General features: G+C 70.1%; 22 protein-coding genes. 6 read left to right on the top strand and 16 right to left on the bottom strand.

The window, feature by feature from the left end:
* Window position 1 precedes the first annotated feature (1 nt).
* Window positions 2-1,276, top strand: a complete 1,275-nt coding sequence (locus tag E1286_RS51250) for an aminotransferase class I/II-fold pyridoxal phosphate-dependent enzyme (RefSeq protein ID WP_281282662.1) — start codon at window positions 2-4, stop codon at window positions 1,274-1,276.
* A gap of 265 nt (window positions 1,277-1,541) precedes the next feature.
* Here E1286_RS51250 and E1286_RS11920 read toward each other — a convergent pair whose 3' ends face one another.
* Window positions 1,542-2,561 (bottom strand): M14 family zinc carboxypeptidase, encoded by a 1,020-nt coding sequence (locus E1286_RS11920; RefSeq protein WP_132611692.1) that lies wholly within the window; start codon window positions 2,559-2,561, stop codon window positions 1,542-1,544.
* Between the two features lie 426 nt (window positions 2,562-2,987).
* Between E1286_RS11920 and E1286_RS11925 the strand changes: the two genes are divergently transcribed.
* Entirely contained in the window at window positions 2,988-3,677 is a 690-nt protein-coding gene (locus E1286_RS11925; protein WP_132611694.1) for a DUF899 domain-containing protein, read from the top strand.
* A 63-nt stretch (window positions 3,678-3,740) separates the two neighbouring features.
* On the opposite strand, the gene E1286_RS11930 is transcribed toward E1286_RS11925, so the two are convergent.
* The 15 genes from E1286_RS11930 to E1286_RS12000 all read right to left on the bottom strand — a co-directional run bounded on the left by E1286_RS11930 (window position 3,741) and on the right by E1286_RS12000 (window position 18,244).
* A complete protein-coding gene (locus E1286_RS11930; RefSeq protein ID WP_132611696.1) occupies window positions 3,741-4,787 on the bottom strand; it encodes a VWA domain-containing protein in 1,047 nt (348 codons plus the stop codon).
* Window positions 4,788-5,738 carry a VWA domain-containing protein gene (locus E1286_RS11935; RefSeq protein WP_132611698.1) on the bottom strand — a complete coding sequence of 317 codons (951 nt, stop codon included), beginning with the start codon at window positions 5,736-5,738 and terminating at the stop codon, window positions 4,788-4,790. It lies immediately after the preceding gene.
* Between the two features lie 22 nt (window positions 5,739-5,760).
* On the bottom strand, window positions 5,761-6,645 hold the full coding sequence (locus E1286_RS11940; RefSeq protein WP_132611700.1) for a DUF58 domain-containing protein: 885 nt from the start codon (window positions 6,643-6,645) through the stop codon (window positions 5,761-5,763).
* Between the two features lie 3 nt (window positions 6,646-6,648).
* Window positions 6,649-7,638 (bottom strand): AAA family ATPase, encoded by a 990-nt coding sequence (locus tag E1286_RS11945; RefSeq protein WP_132611702.1) that lies wholly within the window; start codon window positions 7,636-7,638, stop codon window positions 6,649-6,651.
* Between the two features lie 26 nt (window positions 7,639-7,664).
* The gene (locus tag E1286_RS11950) at window positions 7,665-8,375 is read right to left on the bottom strand and encodes a S1C family serine protease (RefSeq protein WP_246074759.1); all 711 of its coding nucleotides are present in this window, start codon (window positions 8,373-8,375) and stop codon (window positions 7,665-7,667) included.
* 430 nt (window positions 8,376-8,805) lie between these two features.
* Window positions 8,806-9,864, bottom strand: coding sequence for a cation diffusion facilitator family transporter (locus E1286_RS11955; protein WP_132611704.1), 1,059 nt, complete (start codon window positions 9,862-9,864; stop codon window positions 8,806-8,808).
* A gap of 249 nt (window positions 9,865-10,113) precedes the next feature.
* Window positions 10,114-10,863: a MerR family transcriptional regulator gene (locus tag E1286_RS11960; protein WP_132611706.1), complete on the bottom strand. Its 750-nt coding sequence runs from the start codon at window positions 10,861-10,863 to the stop codon at window positions 10,114-10,116.
* 197 nt (window positions 10,864-11,060) lie between these two features.
* Window positions 11,061-12,413 carry a chromate efflux transporter gene (gene chrA / locus E1286_RS11965; protein ID WP_132611708.1) on the bottom strand — a complete coding sequence of 451 codons (1,353 nt, stop codon included), beginning with the start codon at window positions 12,411-12,413 and terminating at the stop codon, window positions 11,061-11,063.
* A gap of 103 nt (window positions 12,414-12,516) precedes the next feature.
* Complete coding sequence (locus tag E1286_RS11970) at window positions 12,517-12,948, bottom strand: chromate resistance protein ChrB domain-containing protein (RefSeq protein WP_132611710.1); 432 nt, start codon at window positions 12,946-12,948, stop codon at window positions 12,517-12,519.
* Window positions 12,945-13,433 (bottom strand): Chromate resistance protein ChrB, encoded by a 489-nt coding sequence (locus tag E1286_RS11975; RefSeq protein WP_223189838.1) that lies wholly within the window; start codon window positions 13,431-13,433, stop codon window positions 12,945-12,947. The genes E1286_RS11970 and E1286_RS11975 overlap by 4 nt, the downstream gene beginning before the upstream one ends.
* A gap of 310 nt (window positions 13,434-13,743) precedes the next feature.
* Window positions 13,744-14,880, bottom strand: a complete 1,137-nt coding sequence (locus E1286_RS11980; protein ID WP_132611712.1) for an MFS transporter — start codon at window positions 14,878-14,880, stop codon at window positions 13,744-13,746.
* A 173-nt stretch (window positions 14,881-15,053) separates the two neighbouring features.
* Window positions 15,054-15,764, bottom strand: coding sequence for an energy-coupling factor ABC transporter ATP-binding protein (locus tag E1286_RS11985; protein WP_132611764.1), 711 nt, complete (start codon window positions 15,762-15,764; stop codon window positions 15,054-15,056).
* Between the two features lie 23 nt (window positions 15,765-15,787).
* Window positions 15,788-16,546, bottom strand: a complete 759-nt coding sequence (gene cbiQ / locus E1286_RS11990; protein ID WP_132611714.1) for a cobalt ECF transporter T component CbiQ — start codon at window positions 16,544-16,546, stop codon at window positions 15,788-15,790.
* 4 nt (window positions 16,547-16,550) lie between these two features.
* Complete coding sequence (locus E1286_RS11995; protein WP_132611716.1) at window positions 16,551-17,615, bottom strand: energy-coupling factor ABC transporter permease; 1,065 nt, start codon at window positions 17,613-17,615, stop codon at window positions 16,551-16,553.
* Window positions 17,616-17,911: 296 nt separating this feature from the next.
* On the bottom strand, window positions 17,912-18,244 hold the full coding sequence (locus E1286_RS12000; RefSeq protein WP_246074761.1) for an ArsR/SmtB family transcription factor: 333 nt from the start codon (window positions 18,242-18,244) through the stop codon (window positions 17,912-17,914).
* Between the two features lie 226 nt (window positions 18,245-18,470).
* Between E1286_RS12000 and E1286_RS12005 the strand changes: the two genes are divergently transcribed.
* The 4 genes from E1286_RS12005 to E1286_RS12020 all read left to right on the top strand — a co-directional run bounded on the left by E1286_RS12005 (window position 18,471) and on the right by E1286_RS12020 (window position 23,011).
* A complete protein-coding gene (locus tag E1286_RS12005; protein ID WP_246074763.1) occupies window positions 18,471-19,418 on the top strand; it encodes a cation diffusion facilitator family transporter in 948 nt (315 codons plus the stop codon).
* 48 nt (window positions 19,419-19,466) lie between these two features.
* Complete coding sequence (locus E1286_RS12010) at window positions 19,467-19,817, top strand: ArsR/SmtB family transcription factor (protein ID WP_132611722.1); 351 nt, start codon at window positions 19,467-19,469, stop codon at window positions 19,815-19,817.
* A gap of 394 nt (window positions 19,818-20,211) precedes the next feature.
* Window positions 20,212-22,011 (top strand): IlvD/Edd family dehydratase, encoded by a 1,800-nt coding sequence (locus E1286_RS12015; RefSeq protein WP_132611724.1) that lies wholly within the window; start codon window positions 20,212-20,214, stop codon window positions 22,009-22,011.
* Window positions 21,998-23,011 (top strand): C-terminal binding protein, encoded by a 1,014-nt coding sequence (locus E1286_RS12020; protein WP_165969697.1) that lies wholly within the window; start codon window positions 21,998-22,000, stop codon window positions 23,009-23,011. Before E1286_RS12015 ends, E1286_RS12020 begins: the two co-directional genes overlap by 14 nt.
* Window positions 23,012-23,374 lie beyond the last annotated feature (363 nt).

The following is a 23,374-nucleotide window of genomic DNA, read 5'->3' on the forward strand; positions in this document are numbered from 1 at the left end:
GGTGAACCACTGGCAAGAGCCGTTTTCGTCTCCGGCTCCAGGGCAAGAGCGGCCCCATGGATCATTCTCAGACGTTCTTCTCCACCTAAGTGGCAGCTCCCTGTCGGTCAAGGCGTCCATGTTGTCGGTCGCGGAACCGCACGAGAAGCTGCTGATCGGCCGGGACACGCACAAGTCCGTGGTGGCGGGTCTGATCCTGCCGGGGATCTGTCCGGTGTGGGTCGAGCCGCAATGGGACGAGAAAATGCATCTGGCCCACCCACCGGCCCCTGAGGCGTTCGCCGAGCACCCGGACGCCAAGGGGGCGCTGGTGGTCACGCCGACCCCGTACGGCACCTGCACCGACCTGGCCGCTCTCGCCCGGGTCTGTCACGAGCACGGCAAGCCGCTGATCGTGGACGAAGCCTGGGGCGCGCACCTGCCGTTCCACCCGGACCTGCCGACGTGGGCGATGGACGCCGGCGCGGACGTGTGCGTCACCAGCATCCACAAGATGGGCTCCGGACTGGAGCAGAGCTCCGTCTTCCATCTCCAGGGCGACCTGATCGCACCGGAGTTGCTCAAGGAACGGGCCGACCTGTTCAGCACCACCAGCCCATCGGTGCTGGTCCATGCCACGCTGGACGGCTGGCGCCGTCAAATGGTCGAGCACGGCCACGCCATCCATGACGGCACGCTCGCGCTGGCAAAGGCGACGCGTGCGCGGATCGAGGAGATCGGCGGTCTGCACGTGCACGGCCGTGACGACTTCTGCGGGCCCGGGCGTGCGTTCGACGCCGACCCGCTGCAACTCATGGTCGAGGTGCGCGATCTGAGCACGGGCGGCTACCAGGCCGCCGACTGGCTGCGCGAGCAGCACCAGATCAACGTCGGCCTGTCCGACCACCGCCGCATCGGCGTCCAGCTGACCCACGCCGACGACGAGCACAGCACCGACCGGCTCCTGCGGGCGCTGCACGACCTCGCCGAGCGCGCCACCGAGCTGCCGCCCGCCCCTCGCCTGCGCATCCCGCCGCCGTCCGAGCTGCGGCTGGAGCAAGCCCTGTTGCCGCGAGACGCGTTCTTCGGCCCGGTCGAACACGTGCCCTGGCAGCAGGCGAGCGGGCGGATCAACGCCGAACTACTCACCCCGTACCCGCCCGGCATCCCGGCCGCGCTGCCGGGCGAGCGCCTCAACCGCGACGTCCTGGAGTGCCTGCACAGCGGACTGGAGGGCGGCATGGTCATTCCGGACGCCGCCGACCCCTCGCTGAAGACCGTCCGCGTGGTCGCCTGACCGCGTGGCGGTTCCCTGCGAAAGTCCGGCACGCTCCCGCTGAAAAGGCGCGCACGGACGAGGTCGACGCCGCGGGCTTTTTGGATCCAGTGCGGCACGCAGCAGATGGCGGCTGCACCTTGTCCTCGCCCGCGACGACGAACATCCTGCGGAACGTCCCCAGGACGGTCTCAAACACCAGCACGATGTGCGACGTGTCGAAGCACGTACCCCACAGGTCGTAGAGCGAGGCCGGTCGGCGCGTCGCGCTGGGTGCCGGATGAGGTCAGACGCCGCACGTTCCCTGCGTGGCGCGGGGGATGGCGTCGATGCCCGACACATCTGTCCCGGCCAACTCGCCGCGCGCCACCGCGTTCAGCACCGCCATCGTGGGCACGGTGAACAGCCGCTCGAGGTAGCCGTTGCTCTTCTGCCCGACCGAGCGAACCTCGTAGAAGATCGCGCCCTGCGTCGCGAAGCCGGGGCTGCTGCCGTCGGGGCCCGGCCCGCCGAGCAGCATCCGGGAGAGCACCGCGTTGGTGATGTCGATGTCCGGATAGCGCGCTACGTGCGTCTGCCCGAACCCGTCGAGCGCGTTCACCGACACCATCGACAGTTGCTGGGCTGTGCGCCACTGCGTCGCGGTCATCCGCGAGGGGTCGATCGGCCGGATGCCGATCTGGAACTGGTTCAGCTCGTCGGTCCCCTCCACCACCGGCGCAGTGCCCATGTGGTGCAGGTCGAGCGCCAAGCGTGGCCGCATCTGCTGCCAGAGCGCGTACCACGCGCGGGACTCGGGCTGGGCGAAGTTCTCCCAGTCGCGGTTGAGGTCGATGCGGTTGGGGGTGGTGCTCTGCCGGATGTTGGCCTCGGCGCCGTCGGGGTTGTACATGGGGATGACGATCACCGTCATCCGTTCCCTGATGAGCCGCGCGTCGGGGTCGCCCGAGGCCAGGTGGTCGAGGACCTGGAGGACCGACTCGGTGGAGTGCAGCTCGTCTCCGTGGATGCGGGCGTGCAGCCAGAAGACGTCGGGCCCGCGGCCGACGGTCGCGTACAGCAGGTCACGCCCCTCGCCCGAGCGCCCGGCCTTGTGCACGGTCACCAGGCCTTTACTGGTCCGCGCGATGCGGTCCAGGCCGTTGACGACATCGGCGTAGCCGGCGACACTGCTCCGGCTGACGTTCTGGTTGTCCTGGAGGCAGGGGCCTCCAGGATGGGTGGGGGGATCGGCGGCGGCGGGAGCCGCAGGCAGGCCAACAACTGCGCAGGCCAGTACTACGGCGAGTAAGCGACGCGTCAGCATGAAAAGGGCACCTTTCTGGCATAACTTCACCGGCAGTCTTCATCCTCGACGCCAATCGATCAAGGCTGTTAACGTCCACGGAAGTGATATATGGGCGACCCCGTTCATAACGGTTCACGCCTCGCTGGACGTGTCCCTGCGAATGGGACCCGCGGACCCTGCCGCACGCCTTCCGCCGCGCGCGTCCGCCGGGAAGCCGGCGTAGACATGGCCTTCCTCAAGCCGACCTGCGCAATCGTCTGCCGGCGACGCCTGTCCTCATCGCCTCAGCAGCTCGACAAGCGGACGCCGCCGGTGTGGGTTCTGCCGGAGCGTGCGCCCTCGTTCCGTGAATTTCCGGACGGGATCGGCCGGCAGGCGATGAATTCGACGACCGGGCCAGGTCTACTCCTGTGCACCGCAAGCCGCACATGATCAGGAGAGACCATGAGCATGAACCCGCTACCGCCCGTCGTCGACGCCGGCACCTGGCAGCGTCAGCTCGAAGCACTGCGTGCCCGGGAGAAGGCCGCGACCCGGGAGCTCGACGCCATCGCCGCCGAGCGCCGCCGCCTGCCCATGGTGAGGATGCCGGACTACACCCTCGACGGCGAGCACGGACCGGTTCGGCTGGCGGACATCTTCGAAGGCAGGACACAGCTGATCGTCTACAACCACATGTGGTTCCCGGGCAAGGAATGGCAGTGCCCCGGCTGCACCGGGTTCACCTCGCAGTTCACCCGGCTGGAGTTCCTGGACGACTACGATGCCCGGTTCGTCATCGTCACCCAAGGCCCCATCGACGAAGCACTCGCCTACAAACGGCGGGTCGGCAACACGATGGCCTGGTATTCCACCGCCGACAGCCCGTTCGGCACCGACGTCGGCGCGCCGCCCGGCGGAGGCTTCGCCGTCAACGTGTTCCTGCGCGACGGCGACACCGTGTATCGCACCTGGCACACCAACGGCCGCGGCACCGAGCAGCTCAGCCACACCTTCGCGCTGATCGACCTGCTGCCGTACGGGCGGCAGGAGGAGTGGCAGGACTCACCCGACGGGTGGCCGCAGTCGCCTACCTACAGCCGGTGGGCCACCGCCAAGGACATCGCCACGCTCTACGGCCCGGACACCACCTAGGAACCTTCGTCCGTCCCAGCAAGCGGAACCGGCCGGGAACGCTGCGGCGTTCCGCAGGCGCCGTCAGCGGGTCGGGGCCCGGGGGCGGTTCCACCAGAGGGAGAGGGACAGGGCCGCGGTGATGAGGATGGCGCCGCCGGCGGCGAAGGCGGCGGCGGTGTCGACCCGTTGGTGGATGACGGTGAAGCTGCCGGGGAGGGCGTCGAGGGCGCTTTGCAGCTGGTCGGCGTTCTCGGCGCGGTGGTAGGAGCCGCCGGTGGTCTGGGCTATCTGTTCGAGTGCGGGCTCGTCGATCAGGCGAACGTTGCGGCCGCTGTCGAATCTGCCGCGGCCGCCCCAACCGCCGAAGCCGCGGCCGTCGAACTGGGAGTTGTCGCAGACCATCGGGGCCGGGTTCGTGGTGCCGAAGCCGATGGTGAAGACGCGGACGCGGCGCAGGGCCGCCTCCTGGGCGGCGGTCTGCGGGTCGACGCCCTGGGTGTTGGCGCCGTCGGTGAGCACGACGATCGCGGCGCCGGCGTAGCCTTCGCCACGGCCGCCGGGGTTCGCCCCGGTGGGGGCGACCGACGGGTCGACCTCCGCGATCGCGTCGATCGAGGTGAGCATGGCCTGCCCGATCGCGGTGCCGCGGGCCACGGTGAGGCCGTCCAGCGCCTCGATCAGCGACTCGGTGTCGTCGGTGGGAGGGACGAGCAGACCCGCGGTGCCCGCGAAGGTGACCAGGCCGATGCGCGGCCCGCCCCGCTGCGACTCGATGAACTCCGCGGCGGCCTTCTTCGCGGCGGTGATGCGGTTGGGGTCGACGTCCGTGGAGCACATCGAGCCGGAGGTGTCGAGCGCGAGCAGGATCGTCGCCGAGGTCTGCGGCACCGGCACCGACGCCTGCGGGCGCGCGGCCCCGACCGCGAGCAGCGCGAGTCCGGCGATGAGCAGTGCCGGGGGGATCTTCCGCGTCCAGCGCGTACGGCCGGGCAGGGCGCTTCGTACGAGCGCCATCGAGGTGACGCGGACGGCGGCCCGCCTGCGGCGGCGCAGCGCCCACCAGCGGACGGCGAGGATCAGCGGGATGACGAGGAGGGACAGCAGCGACCACGGCCATGCGAACGACATTCAGATCACCCGTCCAGACCGGAGCACGGTGAGCGCCGCTCCCCCGGTGAGCAGCGCGAGGGCGAGCCCGATCAGCCCGCCGGCGAGGGGCAGCGGCTCGTCGGAGACGGTGAGCCGCAGGTCGATGGTGTCAGCGATCCCGTCGAGCCGCGCGGCGTCGGAGGCGGGGTGGTAGGCGCCGCCGGTGGTCTGCGCGATCAAGGTGAGGGTGTCCTCCTCGAGCGAGGTCTGCAGGTGGTAACCGTCGACCTTCACCGTCGCCCCCGCCGTGGTGCCGACCCCGACGGTGTGGATGTGGACGCCCGCCTTCTGGGCGACGGTGGCGGCGCGTTCGACGTCCGGGCCCTGGTTCTGCCCGTCGGAGAACATCACGATCGTCGCCGACGGCCAGTAGCCGATGTCGGGCGCGGTGCCGTCGCGGCCGAGGGCCACCTGCTCGCCGGTGATCGCCGACAGTGACGCCATGATGGCCGTCCCCAGCGAGGTGCCGCCGGTGAGCTTCAGCCGGTCGATGGCCTTGAGCGCGATGGAGTGGTCGGCGTCCGGCCGTGCGGTGGTGAGCGCGCCCCGTTCGAACGCGACGACTCCGATGTCGACGCTGCCGGGCTGCGCCGCCACGAACGCGCGAGCCGCCCGCTGCGCGGCCGCCAGCCGGGTCGGCGCGACGTCGTCGGCGCCCATGCTGTTGGAGACGTCGATGGCGAGGATGACGGTGCCCGCGGTCCGCGGGACCGGCACCATGGCCGCCGGTCCCGCGGTGGCGATCGCGAGCACCCCGACGCCGGCGATCGTCAGGCCGGTTCCGAGGTACGCCCGGCGTCCGCCCGCCACGGCGACGCCGGCCGCGGCGAGCGCGGCCGTCCGCCGGCGGGCCGAGACGACGGCCGCCCAGGCGAGCGCCGCCGTGACGAGCAGTCCGACGGCCAGCAGCAGCGGGGAGGACAGGGTCATGAGCCTCCTCCGGCGACCCCGGTCATGACGACCGGTCCCGGTTCCGGGCGACGACCTCGACGAGCGCCTCGGCCAGATCACGGTCGGTGTCGACGCGGTGGACGGGCACCCCTGCCCGGCGCATGCCCGCCGCGAGCCGGGCGTCGCGGGCATCGACGGCGGCACGGAAGCGGACCCGCAACAGCGGGTCGGCGGAGTCGACGACGAGCTGCTCGCCGGTCTCGGCGTCCTCGACCACGATCAGCCCGGCTTCGGGCAGCACGTCGTCGGCGGTGTCCACGATCCGCAGGGCGACCACCTCGTGCCGCCGGGCCAGGCGCTGGAGGGAACGCTCCCAGTCGCCGTCGCCGATGAAGTCCGACAGCACGACGACGAGTGCGCGGCGGCGCGCGAGCCGTCCGGCCGCATCGAGCATCTCCGCCAGGTCGGTGGTGGCGCCGCCACGCGCCCCGGCGGTGCGTTCCAGCTCGGCGCCGATTCGCAGCGCGTGCCGCCGGGTGGTGCCGGGCGGCACGACGCGCAGCATCCCGGTGTCGAAGAGCAGGGCGCCGACGCGGTTGCCGCCCCGGCCGAACAGCCGGGCGAGGACGAGCGCGAGCTCGGCGAGCACGTCGTGCTTGCCGCGCCCCGGCCGGCCGGCCGCCATCGACGCCGACCGGTCGAGCACGAGCCACACCGTCAGCTCGCGATCCTCGGTGAACACGCGCACGTGCGGCTCGTCCAGCCGCGCGGTCACGTTCCAGTCGATGTGCCGGGCGTCGTCGCCGTCGTTGTAGGGGCGCAACCCGGTGAAGTCGATCCCGGAGCCGCGGTACGCGGTGCGGTGGGCGCCCTGGAGCCGGCCGTCGAGTCTGCGGACGACCTTCCACTCCAGGTGGAGCAGGAGTCTCTCGGGAGCGGTGGCCATGGCTCAGCGGTTCTGCAGGACGACGTCGGGCGTCCGGACGGCCCCGAGCACCCTGGTGATGATCGTGTCGGCGTCGACGTCGTCCGCGAGGGCCTCGTAGGACAGCACGAGGCGGTGGCGCAGCACGTCGAGCGCGAGCTCGGACAGGTCGTGCGGCAGGACGTAGTCGCGGCCGCGCAGGAGCGCCAGCGCCCGGGCGCCCGTGACGAGCGCGATGGACGCCCGCGGGCTCGCCCCGTGGGTGACGTACGGTTCCAGCTCGCCGAGCCCGGCCGTCGCGGGGGAACGCGTCACGGAGACCAGCCGCACCGCGTAGTCGACGATCGCCGGATCGACGTAGACCTGCTGGGCGCGGGCCCGCATCGCGATCAGGTCCTCGGCCGTCACCATCGGCTGTGGCGGCTCGGGCGGACGCAGCGCCCGTCCGACGATCGCCTGCTCTTCGGCCTGTGTCGGATAGTCGACGATCACCTTCATCATGAACCGGTCGACCTGCGCTTCGGGCAGCGGGTAGGTGCCCTCCGACTCGATCGGGTTCTCCGTCGCCATGACCAGGAACGGCTCGGGCACCCGGAACGTCTCACGGCCGATCGTCACCTGATGCTCCTGCATCACTTCCAGCAGGGCGCTCTGCACCTTGGCGGGGGCGCGGTTGATCTCGTCGGCCAGCAGCAGGTTCGCGAACACCGGGCCGAGCTCGGTCTTGAACTCCCCGGAGTGCTGGTGGTAGACCCGCGTGCCCACGAGGTCGGCGGGCACCAGATCGGGGGTGAACTGGACGCGCTGGAAACTCCCGGCGATCGCGGCGGCCAGCGATTTCACCGCGAGCGTCTTGGCCAGGCCCGGCACTCCTTCGACGAGCAGGTGGCCGTCGGCGATCAGCGCGACGGCCATGCGCTCCAGCAGGACGTCCTGGCCGACGATCGTGCGTTTGACCTCGAACAGCACATGTTCGAGCGGATGGGCCGACTCGGGGGGCTTGGTCGAGGTCATGGTGTCCCTTCTCGTGACGCTCTCGGTCAGATCTCGGGCCCGTCACCCGGCGGGCCGTCGCCTTCGCCGCCGCCCAGGGCCGCGCCGATCGGCACCGCGAACGCGATGCCGGCGAACGCCTCGTCGCCTCCCGGGTCGGCGATCGAGACGACGATCCCGATGACCAGGCCGCGAGCGTCCAGGAGAGGGCCGCCGGAGCTGCCGGGGTTGACGGAGGCGTCGAACTGGATGAGCCCGCTCAGGTCGCCGTTCTCGGCGCTCCGGTTCAGGCCCGACACGACCCCGGTGGAGACGCTGTAGGTCAGGCCCAGCGGATTGCCGATCGCCACGACGGGCGCGCCCACGGCCACGCCACCGCCGAGCGTCGCCGGGACGACGATCTCCGGCAGCTCCGCGGGTTGGAGGGTCGCGACGTCGCGCTTGGGATCCGACGACACGACAACAGCCTTCGCCTTGGTGCCGTCGGCGAACGTCAGGGTGACGTCTTCGGAGTCTTCGATGACGTGGTGCGCCGTCAGAATCGTCCCGTCCTCGGCCGCGATCACCCCGGTTCCGAGCGACTTCCCGGCCTGGATGACCACCACCGACGGCCCGACCTTCTCGAAGACCTCGGCCGTTGTGAGCGCCGCGCTGGGCGTCGGCGTCGCGCTCGGCCCGGGTGCGGCCGCTTCGCCGTTCCCCCCGCTGCTTCCCAGCCAGTACGCCAGCACCGCCACGACGACGAGTGCGCCGCCCACGACGACCAACCGCCTAGCTTTCCCGGTCACAACTTTCCGAGCCTCGGCCGCACCGTCATCCTGCGGCACACGCTCCATCGTTCCATCTTCATAAAACTCAGCCCAAAACGCCACATAATCGACCTGAAAACTCCGCCAGAACGGGTCCTCACAGCCCAACGCGCGCAGGACGGAGACGGCGCCCGCGGCGCCGGCTGTCTGTCGAGCCGGTGACGCTCGGGGGTGCCATCGCGGCAGCGGTACACGTGGCAGTGGGGATGCTGTTGCCGGTCGGGGCGGAGGAGTGGTTTGTGCCTCACGGCGCCCGCCGCCGGCCACCGATCTGGTGACCGGCCGGCGCAGCGCTTTCCGTCTTTCTGGTCGCCCTGGCGGGCGTGGCCCTCGCGATGCGACGACAGGCAGCCGCGAGAGGGATGGCCGTACCCGCGGACTAGCGGTGCGTCGCCAGGACCGCGTGGTGATCCACGCCTTCGACGCCTCCCGGATCGGTGTGCACGGTGGCGGCGCGCAGGCGGGGCAGGTCATGGATGAGCCGGTGCTCGGCCTCCACCGCGATCGCGTGAGCGCCGACCAGGGTCTCGTCATGGCTGACCACGATGTCGACCTCGGCGTGCAGGGCGTGGCCGACCCAGCGCAGCCGGACCGCGCCCACGTCCTTGACGCCAGGGGCGCCGCGGATGATGTCTTCGGCCTGGTCCACGAGAGCCGGGTCGACGGCGTCCATCAGGCGGTGGTAGATCTCGCGCGCCGCGTCCCGAAGGACGAAACAGATGGCCACGGTGATCAGCAGGCCGATGACGGGGTCGGCGATCGGGAAGCCCAGCGCCGCGCCTCCGGCGCCGAGCAGCACGGCCAGCGAGGTGAAACCATCGGTACGGGCATGCAGGCCGTCGGCGACCAGTGCGGCCGAGCCGATCTCACGCCCGACCTTGATCCGGTAGCGGGCCACCCACTCGTTGCCGACGAACCCGATCACGCCCGCCGCCGCGACCCACCACAGAGCCCGCACGTCCTGCGGGTCGATCAGTCGCTTGACGGCCTCGTACCCGGCCAGGGCGGCCGACGCGGCGATGATGACCACGATCACGATCCCGGCCAGGTCCTCGGCCCGGCCGTAGCCGTAGGTGAACCGCCGCGTCGCCGCCCGCCTGCCCACCCAGAACGCGATGGCCAGCGGCACCGCCGTCAGGGCGTCGGCGAAATTGTGCAGGGTGTCACCCAGCAGGGCCACCGATCCCGAGAACGCCACGATGACCGCCTGGGCGAGCGCGGTCACCATCAACATCGCGAAGGAGAGCGCGAGGACCCGCATGCCGCGGCTGCTCGACTCCAGCGCCGCGTCCGTCTTGCCGGCGCTGTCGTGGCTGTGCGGAGTGAAGGCATGTCCCGCACGCGCAAGCAGACCGCGCAGCCGAGCGGCCCTACCCGCCGCCCCGTGCCCGTGCCCGTGGCCATGGTCACCCCAGGTCGGCTCCTGCTCTACGGACATACCGCTCCTTTCCACATAAGTCCCAGGATGCCGACTATATGTATTCATGTACGCACGCGACAACTATTCACTTACCAATCACTCGCAGTTGCAACCCTCGCGAACCTTTTCCCGGTCTTGAACGGGCTGCTGACCTGCTGACTCGTGAGCCGCGGCCTCTGCGGGGTTCGCCTGGTACGGCGCAGAACTCGTTCCGTCCGGTGCCGACTCTCCGCCCGGACGCAGCTTGATCCCACCCGAGCGCGGCGATCAGCGGACGCTTCCGAAGCCGACAGCGAAGGCCCGCTTGAGGTACTCCCAGCCAAGGGCGGTGAGCAGTCCTTTCGTCGCGGCTTCAGGCCCCTGCCGGTCGATCTTCGCGTAGAGGGCCGAGAGAACGCTCCTGTCGTCGCCGGTCATCTCCGTGACGGTCTCGAACCACTCTTGGGCGAGCTCCTGCACCGCCGGGTCGGCGGGGTCGGTGCCGCGCTCCGCGTGGTCGACCACCCGATCCGCCAGATCCGCCATCCGCTGCCGCCATCGGGCGAACCCCTCGTCGCCCACCTCCACATGCCGCCGCTTGAGCCGCGCGAACTGCTCGTCTGTCAGGTTCTTGGCCTGCATCATCGCCTCCATCGCCTCGAGGAGCTGATCGATCGAGGGCTCGCGGGCCTCCCGCAACGCCCGTTGAAGTGCCTGCAGCCGCCGGTGCAGCGTGTGGTTCAGCGTGAGTTGCCGTTCCACCTGGTCGAGCTGCTGCTCGATGGCCGCCCTCAGATCGCCCCCATCGCCGTCCAGGGAGCCCGCGATCTGACCGAGGGGCATCCTCAGCTCACGTAGCGCCACGATCTGATACAGCCGACGGACGTCATCACCGGTGTAAAGACGATGACCAGCCGCCGACCGCTCGGCCGGGCGCAGCAGCCCGATCTGGTCGAAGTGGTGCAAGGTCCGCACCGTCAGGCCGGCCGCGGCAGCAAGCTCGCCGATCTTCCAGCGTCGTTCGGTCACATCGATCACCCGCCAGGAACGCTATGTCCTGACGTCGCGTCAGATGCAACCACCGGCTCTGTCATCCCCGGAGCATCCGCTGAGCGGCGACGGAAGTACATGTGCCGACAGCACCAAGACCGTGGCCGCCGCACCTGCTGCTCCTGACGCTCGCCCTGTCGGTGGTGAGCACTCCGAGCAGCCTGTTCCTGCTCCCGCTGTGAACGTCACAGCAGCACGGTGGCCAGACCGAGCACGGCGCAGATGCCGAGGATACGCAGCATCGGCCACTTCAGGACAAAGGTCATGACGAGCGCCGCCACGGTGATCATCAGCGCGATCGGGCTGATCGTCCCCGTCTCAGGGAGCTGGATGCTGAACGGGCCCCAACCCCAGGTGAAGGTGCGGGTGAACAGGGTGTGCTCGGCGAAGTAGAGGGCCAGGTTGGCGATGACGCCGACGACGGCGGCGGTGATGCCCGTCAGTGCGGCGCTGATGGCGGTGTTGTGCCGCAGCCGCTCGACATAGGGAGCGCCTAGAAAGATGAAAAGGAAGCACGGCACGAAGGTGACCCAGGTGGTGAGCAGGGCACCGAGCAGCGCGCCCGCCCACGGGGTCAGGGCACCGGGATCCCGGTAGGCGCCGAGGAACGCCACGAACTGCACGACCATGATGAGCGGCCCCGGCGTGGTCTCCGCGAGGGCCAGCCCGCGCACCATCTCACCGGGTGTGAGCCAGGCGTAGGTCTCCACCGCGCGCTGGGCGACGAAGGCGAGCACCGCGTACGCGCCGCCGAAGGTGACCAGGGCGGTGCCGGAGAAGAACAGGCCCTGAGTGGTGAAGACGCTGTCGGCACCCAGGAACAGTGCCACTGCGGCCACCGGCAGCCACCACGCGACCAGCCCGACGGCCAGGATCCTGCCCGCGGAGCGCAGGCTGGGCTGTGCATGATGCAGAGCGTCGTCGGGGATCAGCGGGGCGGGCCCACCGTCACCGCCGTGCCCGTTACCCTGCGTGAGCACATGCGGGGTCACCTTGTACGTCGTCCAGCCGCTGAGTGCGGCAACGGCGATCACGATGGGGAACGGCACGCCGAACAGCGCCAGTGCGAGGAAGGCGGCCACCGCGACGGCGACGAACACCGGATGCGTCAGCGACCGTTTGGCGACCCGGATGACGGCCTGGGCGACGATGGCCAGCACCGCCGGGGCGATCCCGGCGAACAGGGCGGTCACCACGGTGGTGTCCTGCCACAGGATGTACACGGCCGACAGCGCCAGCAACGCAAGCATTCCGGGCAGCACGAACAGGGTGCCGGCGACCAGGCCGCCCCGGGTGCCGTTGAGCAGCCAGCCCACGTAGATGGCCAGTTGCTGTGCCTCGGGGCCCGGCAGCAGCATGCAGTAGTTGAGCGCGTGGTTGAAGCGCTGCTGGCCGATCCAGCGCTTCTCCTCCACGAGGGTGCGCTGCATGACGGCGATCTGCCCGGCCGGGCCGCCGAAGGTCTGCAACGAGATCAGGAACCAGGCCCGTAGCGCCTGCCGGAACGGGATGACGTCTTCGGTCAGCTGCTGGGCCATGCCAACCTCCGCGGGGGCAGGGATGTCGTTCCTCCGGCAGGCGGACCTGTCGGAAGAGCGAGGTCGTGGCCGATCTCCATGGCGGCGGCGCGCACGGCCCCGTTCATGCCGGTTCTCGTCCCAGCAGCAGGCCACGCCGGTAGAACTCGTACAGCCCGTCGAAGATCGGCCCGGTGAGCTCCAGCACCCGCCGGTCGTCGCAGGTCATCGACAGGCCGCGCAGGATCACGTCCAGTCCGGGCGCCTCGGGGGCGTCGAAGCGCTCGTCGTCGATGTCCGCCTCATGGACGATCTCGGCGATCTTCCACAGCACCGGATCGGCCAGCTCGTACCGGTGCAGGATCGTCTCGAACGAGCAGTCGCCGCCGTGATGGGACAGCTCCACGCCGCGCATGTCGAAGGGCGTGGCGTCCTCGGGCACCTCGGCGGGGTCGCCGACGAACACGAATTCCGCATCGGGATCCAGGTGCCGGCGGACCAGCCAGGCGCAGGCCGCCCGGTCGATGTGCACTCCCCGACGGGTTGCCCACTTCACCGTGACTCCTCCTTCACGGCGGCGCTCTGCTCGACGAGGGCTTGGACGGCAAGGCGCGCCTCGTCCCGCTCGGCCGGCGGGAAGTAGTCGCGGCGGCCGATCCGCCGCAGCTCGGCCTGCAACCGCTTGACCACCCTCGCCCGCTCCCCCGGCCGGGCCTGCGCCGCGCCGCGCGCCTGCGCGATCACCGCCTGGTACTCCTCAGCCCTGGCCCGGCGCATCTCCGCCGCTATCGCCTGCTCCTGCCCCTGGCTCCCAGGCGCGGCCAGCCAGAGCGTCGACGTGCCGCCCATCTCGCCGATCTCCTCCGCGATCCACTCCAACTGCTCACGCGTACGCGCGTCGGCGGGCAACGCGACCAGCCCGTCGCCGAGCCTCGCCACGCCGAGCCGATCGAGCTTGCGCCAGATCGTGATCCGCAGCGTGGACGGCTGCCGGGGCATCCGGTACGCCAGCAGGACCCACTGCCCCATCGCCCCTGTCACGGCCCACCTCGCTCGCTTGCCATCAAGTATTGAAACCATAGTTACTGTAACCACAGTTACGTGCCATAGGGAAGTTCCAGACCGGCGAACCCGCAGATGGGCAGCGACCTGACAGCCGACGCGTACGGGCGGGCGCAGCAGATGTCGGGCTGCTGATCAGAGTCCGACCCAGACCCAGGTAGACCGGGCGACCGTCGGGTTCGAGGGGAAGGGGATCACCGGCACCCCGGCCGAACTGGACGCGGCCTTCCGGCACCGATCCAGTGACGGCTGCGGCTCCAGCTCGCCGGAACTCGCCGCGACGGCGCCGTCAGGCCGTGAGCTCGTGAGCGCGGCGCAGCACGAACGGCACCAGCAGGAACGCCACTCCCGCAGTGAGGAAGGCGCCCGCCCCGACGGCGCCGACGGGCCAGGCGGCCAGCGCGGCGAGAGGCGGGACGGCGGGCTGTGCCAGACCCCATGACGATCCCTGAAAGGCGAACCAGCGCGGCCGATCGGACTCCGGAGCGGCATCGGCGACGACCGACTGCCAGCGGCCGAGCAGCACGCTGTTGACCGCGGTGCAGGCCAGGTAGGCGGCAATGGTGAGCGGCGGGCTGGTGGTCAGCGCCATGACCAGCGCGAACACCCCGAGCAGCACCGTGCCGACGCCGAGGATGACCCCGTGCGCGCGCCCGGACAGCAGCCGCCGAGCCGCCCACAACGCCAGCGGAGCCACCACGGCCGCACCCGCCAGCGTCATACCGGGCGCCCACGCGGCCACGCCGCGCTCCAACAGCGCCAGCGGCAGGTACATCATCACCGCCAGGGAGCCGACCGCGAACGCGGTGCCGGCCACGGTCAACCGCAGGAGCAGAGCCGGCGGACGCCAGCGCTCAGCGGCTCGGGCGCGGCGCGCGCCGCGCCGGCCCTCTTCGCGGGGCAGGAACGCCATCGCCACGGCGGCCGCCGCCAGGCAGGTGAGTGCGTCGGCGGCCACCAGCCAGCGCACTCCCAGCGGCAGCAACACCGCGGCCAGCAGCCCCCCGGCCGCTCCGGCCGCCGACAACGCCACGCCCATCACCGCATACGTCGTATGGCGCTGTTCGCCCGAACTCGCCCGCGCCAGCAGTTCCTGGGCCGCCGGCTCATACAGCTCGAAGGCCAGCCCGACCAGCGCGATCGCGATCAGCACCTGCGCCGGGCCGTGTGCCAGCGCCAACACGATCAGCGCCACGCCGGTCGCGGCCAGCCCGGCGGCCAGCACCCCACGGGGCGAGCACCGATCCAGCAGGAACGCCCCCGCCCAGCGCGAGACCAACGCCGTCACCCCGAACAGGGCCAGCGCCGCCGCTGCCAGATCCGGCCCTGCCAGCACCGCGAGGAACGACAGCGCATATGCGCCGAGCTGATTGAGAATCCGCACCCACACCAGCGTCCTGGCCGCCGCGGGCAGTGATCTGAACAAGGGGTCTCCTTACGACGCCCGGCGAAGGCGACATGCTCGCACACGCCACCGACAACACGGCACGGTCTGACGCGTGGCCGAGGTCGTCGAAAGTGAGACTCGTGCCCGCGAGGCAGGGCTGGAGGTCACCGGTGACGCTGTCCTGGGCCGGAGAGCTGTGCTGGAGTCACTCCTCACATGGGCGTTCGAACCGAGAAGCCGTACGGGAGCTCCAGGCGGTGCCGGCTCAGGAGCTCGGGGTCGGCGAGGATCGCGGCCGTCGGGCCGTCCGCGACGACGGTCCCGCCGGACAGGATGAGGGACCGCTCGCACAGTTCGAGGGCGTACGGCAGGTCGTGGGTGACCATGAGGATGGTGACATCGAGCGAGCGCAGGATGTCGGCCAGTTCGCGGCGCGCGGCAGGGTCCAGGTTCGAGGACGGCTCGTCGAGAACCAGGATCTCGGGCTCCATGGCGAGCACGGTCGCGACGGCGACGCGGCGGCGCTGTCCGCCGGACAGATGGTGCGGTGGCCGGTCGATCATGTCGAGCATCCCGACCCGCTCCAGCGCCGCGCAGATCCGCCGTTCCAGCTCGTCGCCTCGGATGCCGAGGTTGGCGGGGCCGAAGGCGACGTCCTCGCGGACCGTCGGCATGAACAGCTGGTCGTCGGGATCCTGGAAGACCAGGCCGACGCGGCGCCGGATCTCCTTGAGGTTGTCGCGGGACACGGGCAGCCCGCCGACGGCGACCGTCCCCAGGCTGGGCGTGAGGATGCCGTTGAGGTGCATGACCAGTGTCGTCTTGCCGGCGCCGTTGGGCCCGAGCAGCGCGACCCGTTCTCCCCGCTCGATCGACAGGTCCACGCCGAACAGGGCCTGGGTGCCGTCGGGGTAGGCGTGCATCAGCCCTTCGACCAGCAGAGAGTTCACAGCAGTCCTCCGATGAGTATCGTGATCGCGGCCGCGGGCAGGGTGGCGGCCAGCGCCCACTGCGCGGCGGAGCCGCGCACGTCCTGGATGACGGGCATGGTGCCGGTGTAGCCGCGGCTGAGCATGGCCAGGTGCACACGTTCGCCACGCTCGTACGAGCGGATGAACAGGGCTCCCGCCGAACGGGCCACGACGGGCAGGTGCCGGATGTCGCGCGCCACGAACGCGCGGGACTCCCGCGCGATCCGCATCCGGCGCATCTCGTCGAGGATCACCTCGACGTAGCGCAGCATGAAGGCGGCGATCTGCACCAGCAGGTGCGGAAGCCGCAGCCGCTGGGCGCCGAGCAGCAGGGTCCTCGGCTCGGTGGTGGCGGCCAGCAGGATGGAGGCGATCACCCCGAGCGTCGCCTTGGCCACGATGTTCCACGCGTCGAGCAACCCGTCCGCGCTCATCGACAGGCCGAGGACGGTCATGCGCTCCCCCTCGGACAGGAACGGCAGCGCCGCCGCGAAGATCACGAACGGCACCTCGACGACCATCCGCCGCAACAGCAGCCTCAGGGGGACGCGAGCCGCCACGGCCACCACGCCGAGCAGCACGAGGTAGAGGGCGAACGCCCAGAACCGTTCTGGATCGGTGGCCACGACGATCAGGACGAACGCGATCAGCGACAGCAGCTTGCACTGCGGCGGGAGCCGGTGGACGGGCGTGTCGGCGTGGAGATACAGGTGGTGACTCTGTCCGGCGGCCATGAAGTCACGATTCCGGCGTCAGCGGCTCGGCGATGGTCGCGGCTCCTGACCGGCGGCGGGCTCTGCGTCGCAGCGACCAGGTCACAGCGGCGCCCACGGCCAGCGAGATCCCCACCCCGAGCGCGCCGGCCAGTCCCACGGACAACCGTTCGTCATCGACGCCTTTGATGCTGTAGTCGGCGAACGCCGAGTTGCCCAGCGGATGGTCCTGCGCCTGGGACAGGAATCCGAAGTCGGCTGCCACCCGCTCCAGGCCGTCAGGGTTCGCCGAGGCGTAGAAGCTGACCAGCCCCGCGAGCACGACGGCTGCGGCGGTCCCGCCGACGAGGAAGGGCCGAAGACGCGGAGCCGCGCGATGGGCTCCTTCCGCCGGCCGAGCCGAGACCAGCTCACCGGAGGCCGTGCGCAGCGTCGAGGGCCCGATCAGGCTGCGCGCGCCATACACCAGGTCGGGCCGTACGGCCAGCACGGTGCTGACGGTCAACGCCGTGATCGCGCCTTCGCCCAGGCCGATGACCACGTGAACGCCGCCCATGGCCGCGGCGACCGTGACGGGATCGATCGAGGAGGTCCCGCCGATGGCGTACAGTCCCGTGAACGCCAGGGCGGACAGGGGCACCGACAGCATGGCTCCGACGAAGGACGCGATGACGACGCCGGTCCGGTTGCGTGGAACCAGCTTGCCGACCGCGCGGAAGATCCCGTATCCGGCGAGGACGGTCACCAGCCCCATCAGGCAGATGTTGACGCCCAGGGCGGTCAGCCCCCCGTCGGCGAAGAACAGGGCCTGCACCGTGACGACCACGGCGATGCACAAGACCCCGGTATAAGGTCCGACGAGGATCGCTGCCAGCGCGCCTCCGAGCAGGTGGCCGCTCGTTCCGGCGCCGACGGGGAAGTTCAGCATCTGCACGGCGAAGACGAAGGCAGCCACCAGCCCGGCCAGCGGGGCCATCCGGTCGTCCAGTTCGTCTCTCGCCCTGCGCAGGCAGTAGGCGACGCCACTGGCGGCCACGGCGCCCGTGGCCAGGGACATCGGAACGGTGAAGAAGCCGTCGGGTACGTGCACGAGATCCTCCGGGATTGCTTCCCAAGCGATTGGCTTCGCAACGGTCACTCGTCGCCGCCGTGGCGGCGCTGCTTTCGGGCCGAGCTCACCGGGGGGCAGTGATCACCGGAACTGTGGACGGGCCACCACCGCTGACGCGTTGACCCGTATAGATGTATGCACTCGCGAATATGTCATCCATGCGATGACCACAAGCCCGCCTCCCGGTGGACCACGCCGAATCCGAGTGTCGGCTTGGGTGTGTCTTTGATGATCGACGCAGCGCCCACCGGGCGGCACGCGATATGCCCGCCGGATCACTCGTGCCGCGGGATCCTCGACACCTCGTGATCGGCATGATGGACCGCCTCGGCGATCAATGCTCGGATGTGAGAGTCGCGGGCACGGTAGAGAACCCGCCTGCCTTCCGGGCGACAGGCCACCAGGCCGGCCAGCCGCAGCTTGGCCAGATGCTGCGACACGGCGGGCCGGGTCGCTCCCACCACCGTGACGAGGTTGCCCAGGTCGTACTCGTCCTGGGCCAAAGCCCACAACAGGCGCAGCCTGGTGGCGTCAGAGAGCATGCGGAACGCCCTGACCGCCACCTCCACCTGCGCTCCGGTCGGTTGGCCACCGTTGTGCTGCTGCATGGTTGACGCACCTAACATGTGCTTGCGTGCGCATATGGATACATATTGGCGGGTATGACCCTAGAGCCCCCGTGCTCCGCCGAGACAGGACGAGGAGCAGCAGATGAACGCGCGCAGACGCCCAGAACCGCCCCACGGACGAGATCACGGACAGGGCCAGGGACAGAGACACGGCCACGGCCATGCATCCCCCAGGCGCACCCTAGGGGAACGCCTCCGCCATGTGGTGACGCCACACAGTCACGACGCGGCGACCAGGACCGATCAGGCGCTGGAGACCAGCCGTCGCGGCATGCGCACCCTGGCCGTCTCCTTCGCCGTACTCACCGTCACCGCTCTCGCCCAAGTAGCGATCTTCATGATGTCGGGCTCGGTGGCCCTGCTCGGCGACACCCTGCACAACTTCGCCGACGCCCTGACCGCGGTGCCGTTGGCGATCGCCTTCACGGTGGGCCGGCGGATGGCTTCCCGCCGGTTCACCTACGGATACGGCAGAGCCGAGGACCTGGCCGGCATCATCATCGTGCTGATCATCGCCGCCTCGGCGGGCCTGGCCGGGTACGAGGCCGTCAAGCGGCTGATCAGCCCCCAGGATGTGGAGGCGCTCGGCTGGGTCGCCGCCGCGGGAGTGATCGGCTTCCTCGGCAACGAACTGGTGGCCCGCTACCGGATCAGGGTCGGCCGCGAGATCGGCTCCGCGGCCCTCGTCGCCGACGGCCTGCACGCCCGCACCGACGGCTTCACCTCACTGGCCGTGCTGCTCGGAGCGGCCGGAGTATGGGCCGGTTGGCCGTACGCCGACCCGATCATCGGCTTGCTCATCACCGTCGCGATCCTCTACGTACTGCGTGACGCCGCCCGCGAGGTCTACCACCGGCTGATGGACGCCGTGGACCCCGCGCTGATCGCCAAGGCCGAGCAGATCGTCGCCGAGACCCCCGGGGTGCGCCGGGTCGGCTCGCTGCGCATGCGCTGGATCGGCCACTCCCTTCGCGCCGAGATCGACATCGTGGTGAGCCATGAGCTCTCCCTGGTCGAGGCGCACGCCGTATCGGTGGAGGCCGAGCACCGGCTCGTTCACGACCTGCCGCGTCTGCGGGCCGCCACGGTGCACGCCGATCCCGACGGACCTGAAGGCACCGACCACCACGCCGTCCTGGTCGTCCACAGGTAGCCGCGACGCCTTCGACCGATCCGTGCGCCGCGGCTCTACGATGTGGTCATGAACATGCGCGCGGCTCATGTGGATGCGCTGGCCTCCGAGCAGAGAGGCGAGCGGTTCGAGGTCGCCGCGTCCGTTCTCGCCCTCCTCGCCGATCGCACGCGATTGGCCCTGCTGAACCAGTTGAGCCTCGGCGAGGCCGATGTCACCACCCTGACCGAGGCCATCGGCGCCCCTCGTCCCTCTGTCAGCCAGCACCTGGCCAAGCTCCGGCTCGCCGGCCTGGTGGCCTCCCGCAGGGACGGGCGCCACGTCGTGTACTCCCTCCACCATGGACACCTCCGCCGGCTGGTCGAGGAGTCGCTGAATGTCGCCGACCACCAGATCGGCGCACTGCCGCCGCACGACTGAGCGGCACGTCCGCGTCACCTCGGCGATTCTGTGATCCGCCGCGGAGGCAGGTCGATGCGGTCCGGGGCGCACGTGCCAGAGGTAACGGCCTTTGCCGTTGTTTCCGCACGTCAGGCGGATATCGAGGATGAGCGCTGGGTACGTGCCGCTTCTGGAAGAGACATCTTCCTGGGGGCGGTAGATGGAGGCGGTACGGGCGTGGCACCTCGGTCGGTGAGGTCGAGGAGCAGCCCGACGGTCGACAGCGTCCGCCACGCCCGCGAACCGGGCATCAACGTAGCGAACGGACGGCGAGCCGGGAGCGGGTGTGGGCAGCGCCCCAAGGATTTCTCCCGCGCCGGCAGCCCTGGGCTTGTCGGGGCATACGCCCTGGTAGGTCGGCAAGGAGCACCTCATGCCACCGACGAAGCACACCACGGGGAGCCTGCGCAGCCAGGCCTGGTGGGACAACGCGGGCAATCCGGAGATGACGGCTCTGTATCTGGAGCGCTTCCTCAACTACGGCCTCACCCCGGCGGAACTCCAGTCGGGCCGGCCGATCATCGGCATCGCCCAGACGGGTAGCGACCTGGTCCCCTGTAACCGGCACCACCTTGCCCTCGCCGATCGGGTCAGGGACGGGATCCGCGACGGTGGTGGCATCCCGTTCGAGTTCCCCGTTCATCCGCTGCAGGAGACGGGCAAGCGCCCCACTGCGGCGCTGGACCGCAACCTCGCCTATCTCGGGCTGGTGGAGGTGCTCTACGGGTATCCGCTCGATGGAGTGGTCCTGACGACGGGCTGCGACAAGACCACGCCCGCGTGTCTGACCGCGGCGGCGACGGTGAACCTGCCGGCGATCGTCCTGTCCGGAGGGCCGATGCTCAACGGCTACCACCATGGCGAGCGGATCGGTTCGTCGGGCTCGGGCCTGGTGATCTGGCAGTCGAGGCGGCTGCTGGCCAGCGGGCAGATCGACTACGACGAGTTCATGGCGCGCGTGGCAGCCTCCGCGCCGAGCATCGGGCACTGCAACACGATGGGAACCGCGCTGTCGATGAACAGTCTCGCCGAGGCCTTGGGGATGTCCCTGCCCGGTTGCGCGGCGATCCCGGCGCCCTATCGCGAGCGGGCGCAGATGGCCTACGACACAGGCCGGCGGGCGGTGGCCATGGTGCACGAGGACCTTACCCCGCGCAAGATCATGACCCGGCAGGCCTTCGAGAACGCGATCGTTGTCGCATCGGCGATCGCCGCCTCGACCAACGTCCCCATCCACATCAACGCCATCGCGCGCCACGTCGGGGTGGCACTGTCCATTCAGGACTGGCAACGGGTCGGAGCCCACATCCCGGTGCTGGTGAACGTCGCTCCTACCGGCGAGTTCCTCGGCGAGGACTTCTACCGCGCCGGCGGCGTCCCCGCGGTCATGCGGTCGTTGTTGACGGCGGGCCTCCTGCACGGCGATGCCATGACGATCTCCGGTCGTACCGTGGCCGTGAACCTGGAGGATCTCGCCCCCGCCGACCCGGCGGTCATCCGTCCCCTCCACGAGCCTGTTGCCGCGCGGGGAGGACTTCTCATCATGACCGGGAACCTGTTCGACTCCGCGGTCATGAAGACCTCGGTCATCACCGACGACTTCCGGGCACGCTACCTGCCGGATCCCGATGAACCGCAGGTGCTCGACCTTCGCGCCATCGTCTTCGACGGGCCCGAGGACTACCACGCCCGCATCCAAGATCCTGAGCTGGGCATAGACGAGAACTGCATCCTCGTCATCCGCTACACCGGGCCGATCGGCTATCCGGGATCGGCCGAGGTCGTGAACATGGAGGTGCCTACCGCGCTGGTCCGGCTGGGCGTCACCGTGCTGCCCACGCTCGGCGACGGCCGGCAGAGCGGCACCTCGGACGCGCCGTCCATCCTGAACGCCAGCCCCGAGGCGGCGGTCGGCGGCAATCTCGCCATCCTGCGCACCGGCGACCGCATCCGCATCGACATGGACAATGCGTGCGTCGACGTGCTGCTGTCAGCTGAGGAGATCGCCGAGCGGTGGGCTCACTACACATCGCCGACATTCGACAACCAGACACCGTGGCAGGAGATCTACCGCTCCACGGTCGGGCAGCTGGACAGCGGGGCCTGCCTCGAACTCGCCGTGTCCTACCAGGATCTCGTACACACCAAGGGGATTCCCCGTGACTCGCACTGACCCCAGAGGCACGATCATGATCGCCGACTCGGACTTCGGCGATGTGGAGACCGAACGCGCGATCGTCGAGGGCGCCGGATTCGAACTCCTCGCCGCGCAGTGCAAGAGCGAGGACGAGGTCATCGAGAAAGGGCGAGACGTCGATGGCGTCCTGACCCAGTACGCGCGGGTCGGTTCCCACGCCATCGATGCCTTCACCCGTTGCCGGGTGATCGCTCGCTACGGCACCGGCGTGGACATCGTCGACGTCGACGCCGCGACCCGGCGAGGCATCCAGGTCACGAACGCGCCGAACGAGTGGTGCGCCGAGGAAGTCGCCGATCATGCCGTCGCGCTCTGGCTCGCCGCCGCCCGCAAGATCTGCCGATACGACCGGGCGACCCGGCAGGGCACATGGCAGTGGCAGAGCGGAGAGCCGATCTGGCGGCTGAGGGAACGGGTGCTCGGGCTGCTGTCGTTCGGCTCCATCGCACGGCTCATCGCCGAACGCGCGAGGGCGTTCGGGGTCGAGGTCTGGGCGCACGATCCGTTTCTCGACGAGTTCGAGATCCGATCCCGCCAGGTGCGGCCGGTGTCCTTCGATGAGCTCGTGGAAGGTGCCGACTACCTGGTGATCCAGTCGCCGCTCACCCCCCAGACACACCACACCTTCGACCGTGCGACGCTTCGCAGGATGAAGCCGGACGCCATCCTCATCAACACCGCGCGCGGACCGATCGTGGACGACGCGGCGATCTACGAGGCACTCACCGAAGGATGGATCGCCGGCGCAGCGCTGGACGACCTGGAGGAGGAGCCCGCCAAACAACGCGACTGGCGCCCGCACAACCCCCTGCTCAGGCTGCCCAACGTGATCGTCACCCCCCATGCCGCGTACTACTCCGAGCAGGCCGTCACCATGGTGCGGCGCATCGCCGCCGAAGAAGCCGTGCGGGTCCTGACCGGGCAACCGGCGCGTTTCCCGGTCAACGACGTGGCGGCCGGCTTCCGTTCGACCTGACGCGGCGGCCGCCGGAATGAGCGGGCCGACATCGACGGAGACCACCGTGGGTCGCCTCCCGGCACAGCATGTGCGGGTCAGCTGAGGCCAGATCCAGCTCGCACAGGGCGCGGTTGTCCCCGCCGGCGGTGGTCAGCGGGGAGAGTCGCCTCCCTGCCGGTCCGCACCCGAAGCTCGGCGTCGGCCGGCCGGGCCGTTGATCGTGCCGAAGCGTTGTGCCCGTGCCGCCAGGGCGAGCTCGCCTGCCCGCCGGTTCCCAAGCCCGCCTGCCGGCAAGCAGGCGGTGTCGCGGATCAACAACGAGGAGCGATTCGTTCCAGCGTCTCCTCGGCGAGCGCGAGCTGGACGACCTTGACGCCACCT

Origin of the sequence: Nonomuraea terrae (genome assembly GCF_004348995.1) — a bacterium.
Classification (GTDB): domain Bacteria; phylum Actinomycetota; class Actinomycetes; order Streptosporangiales; family Streptosporangiaceae; genus Nonomuraea; species Nonomuraea terrae.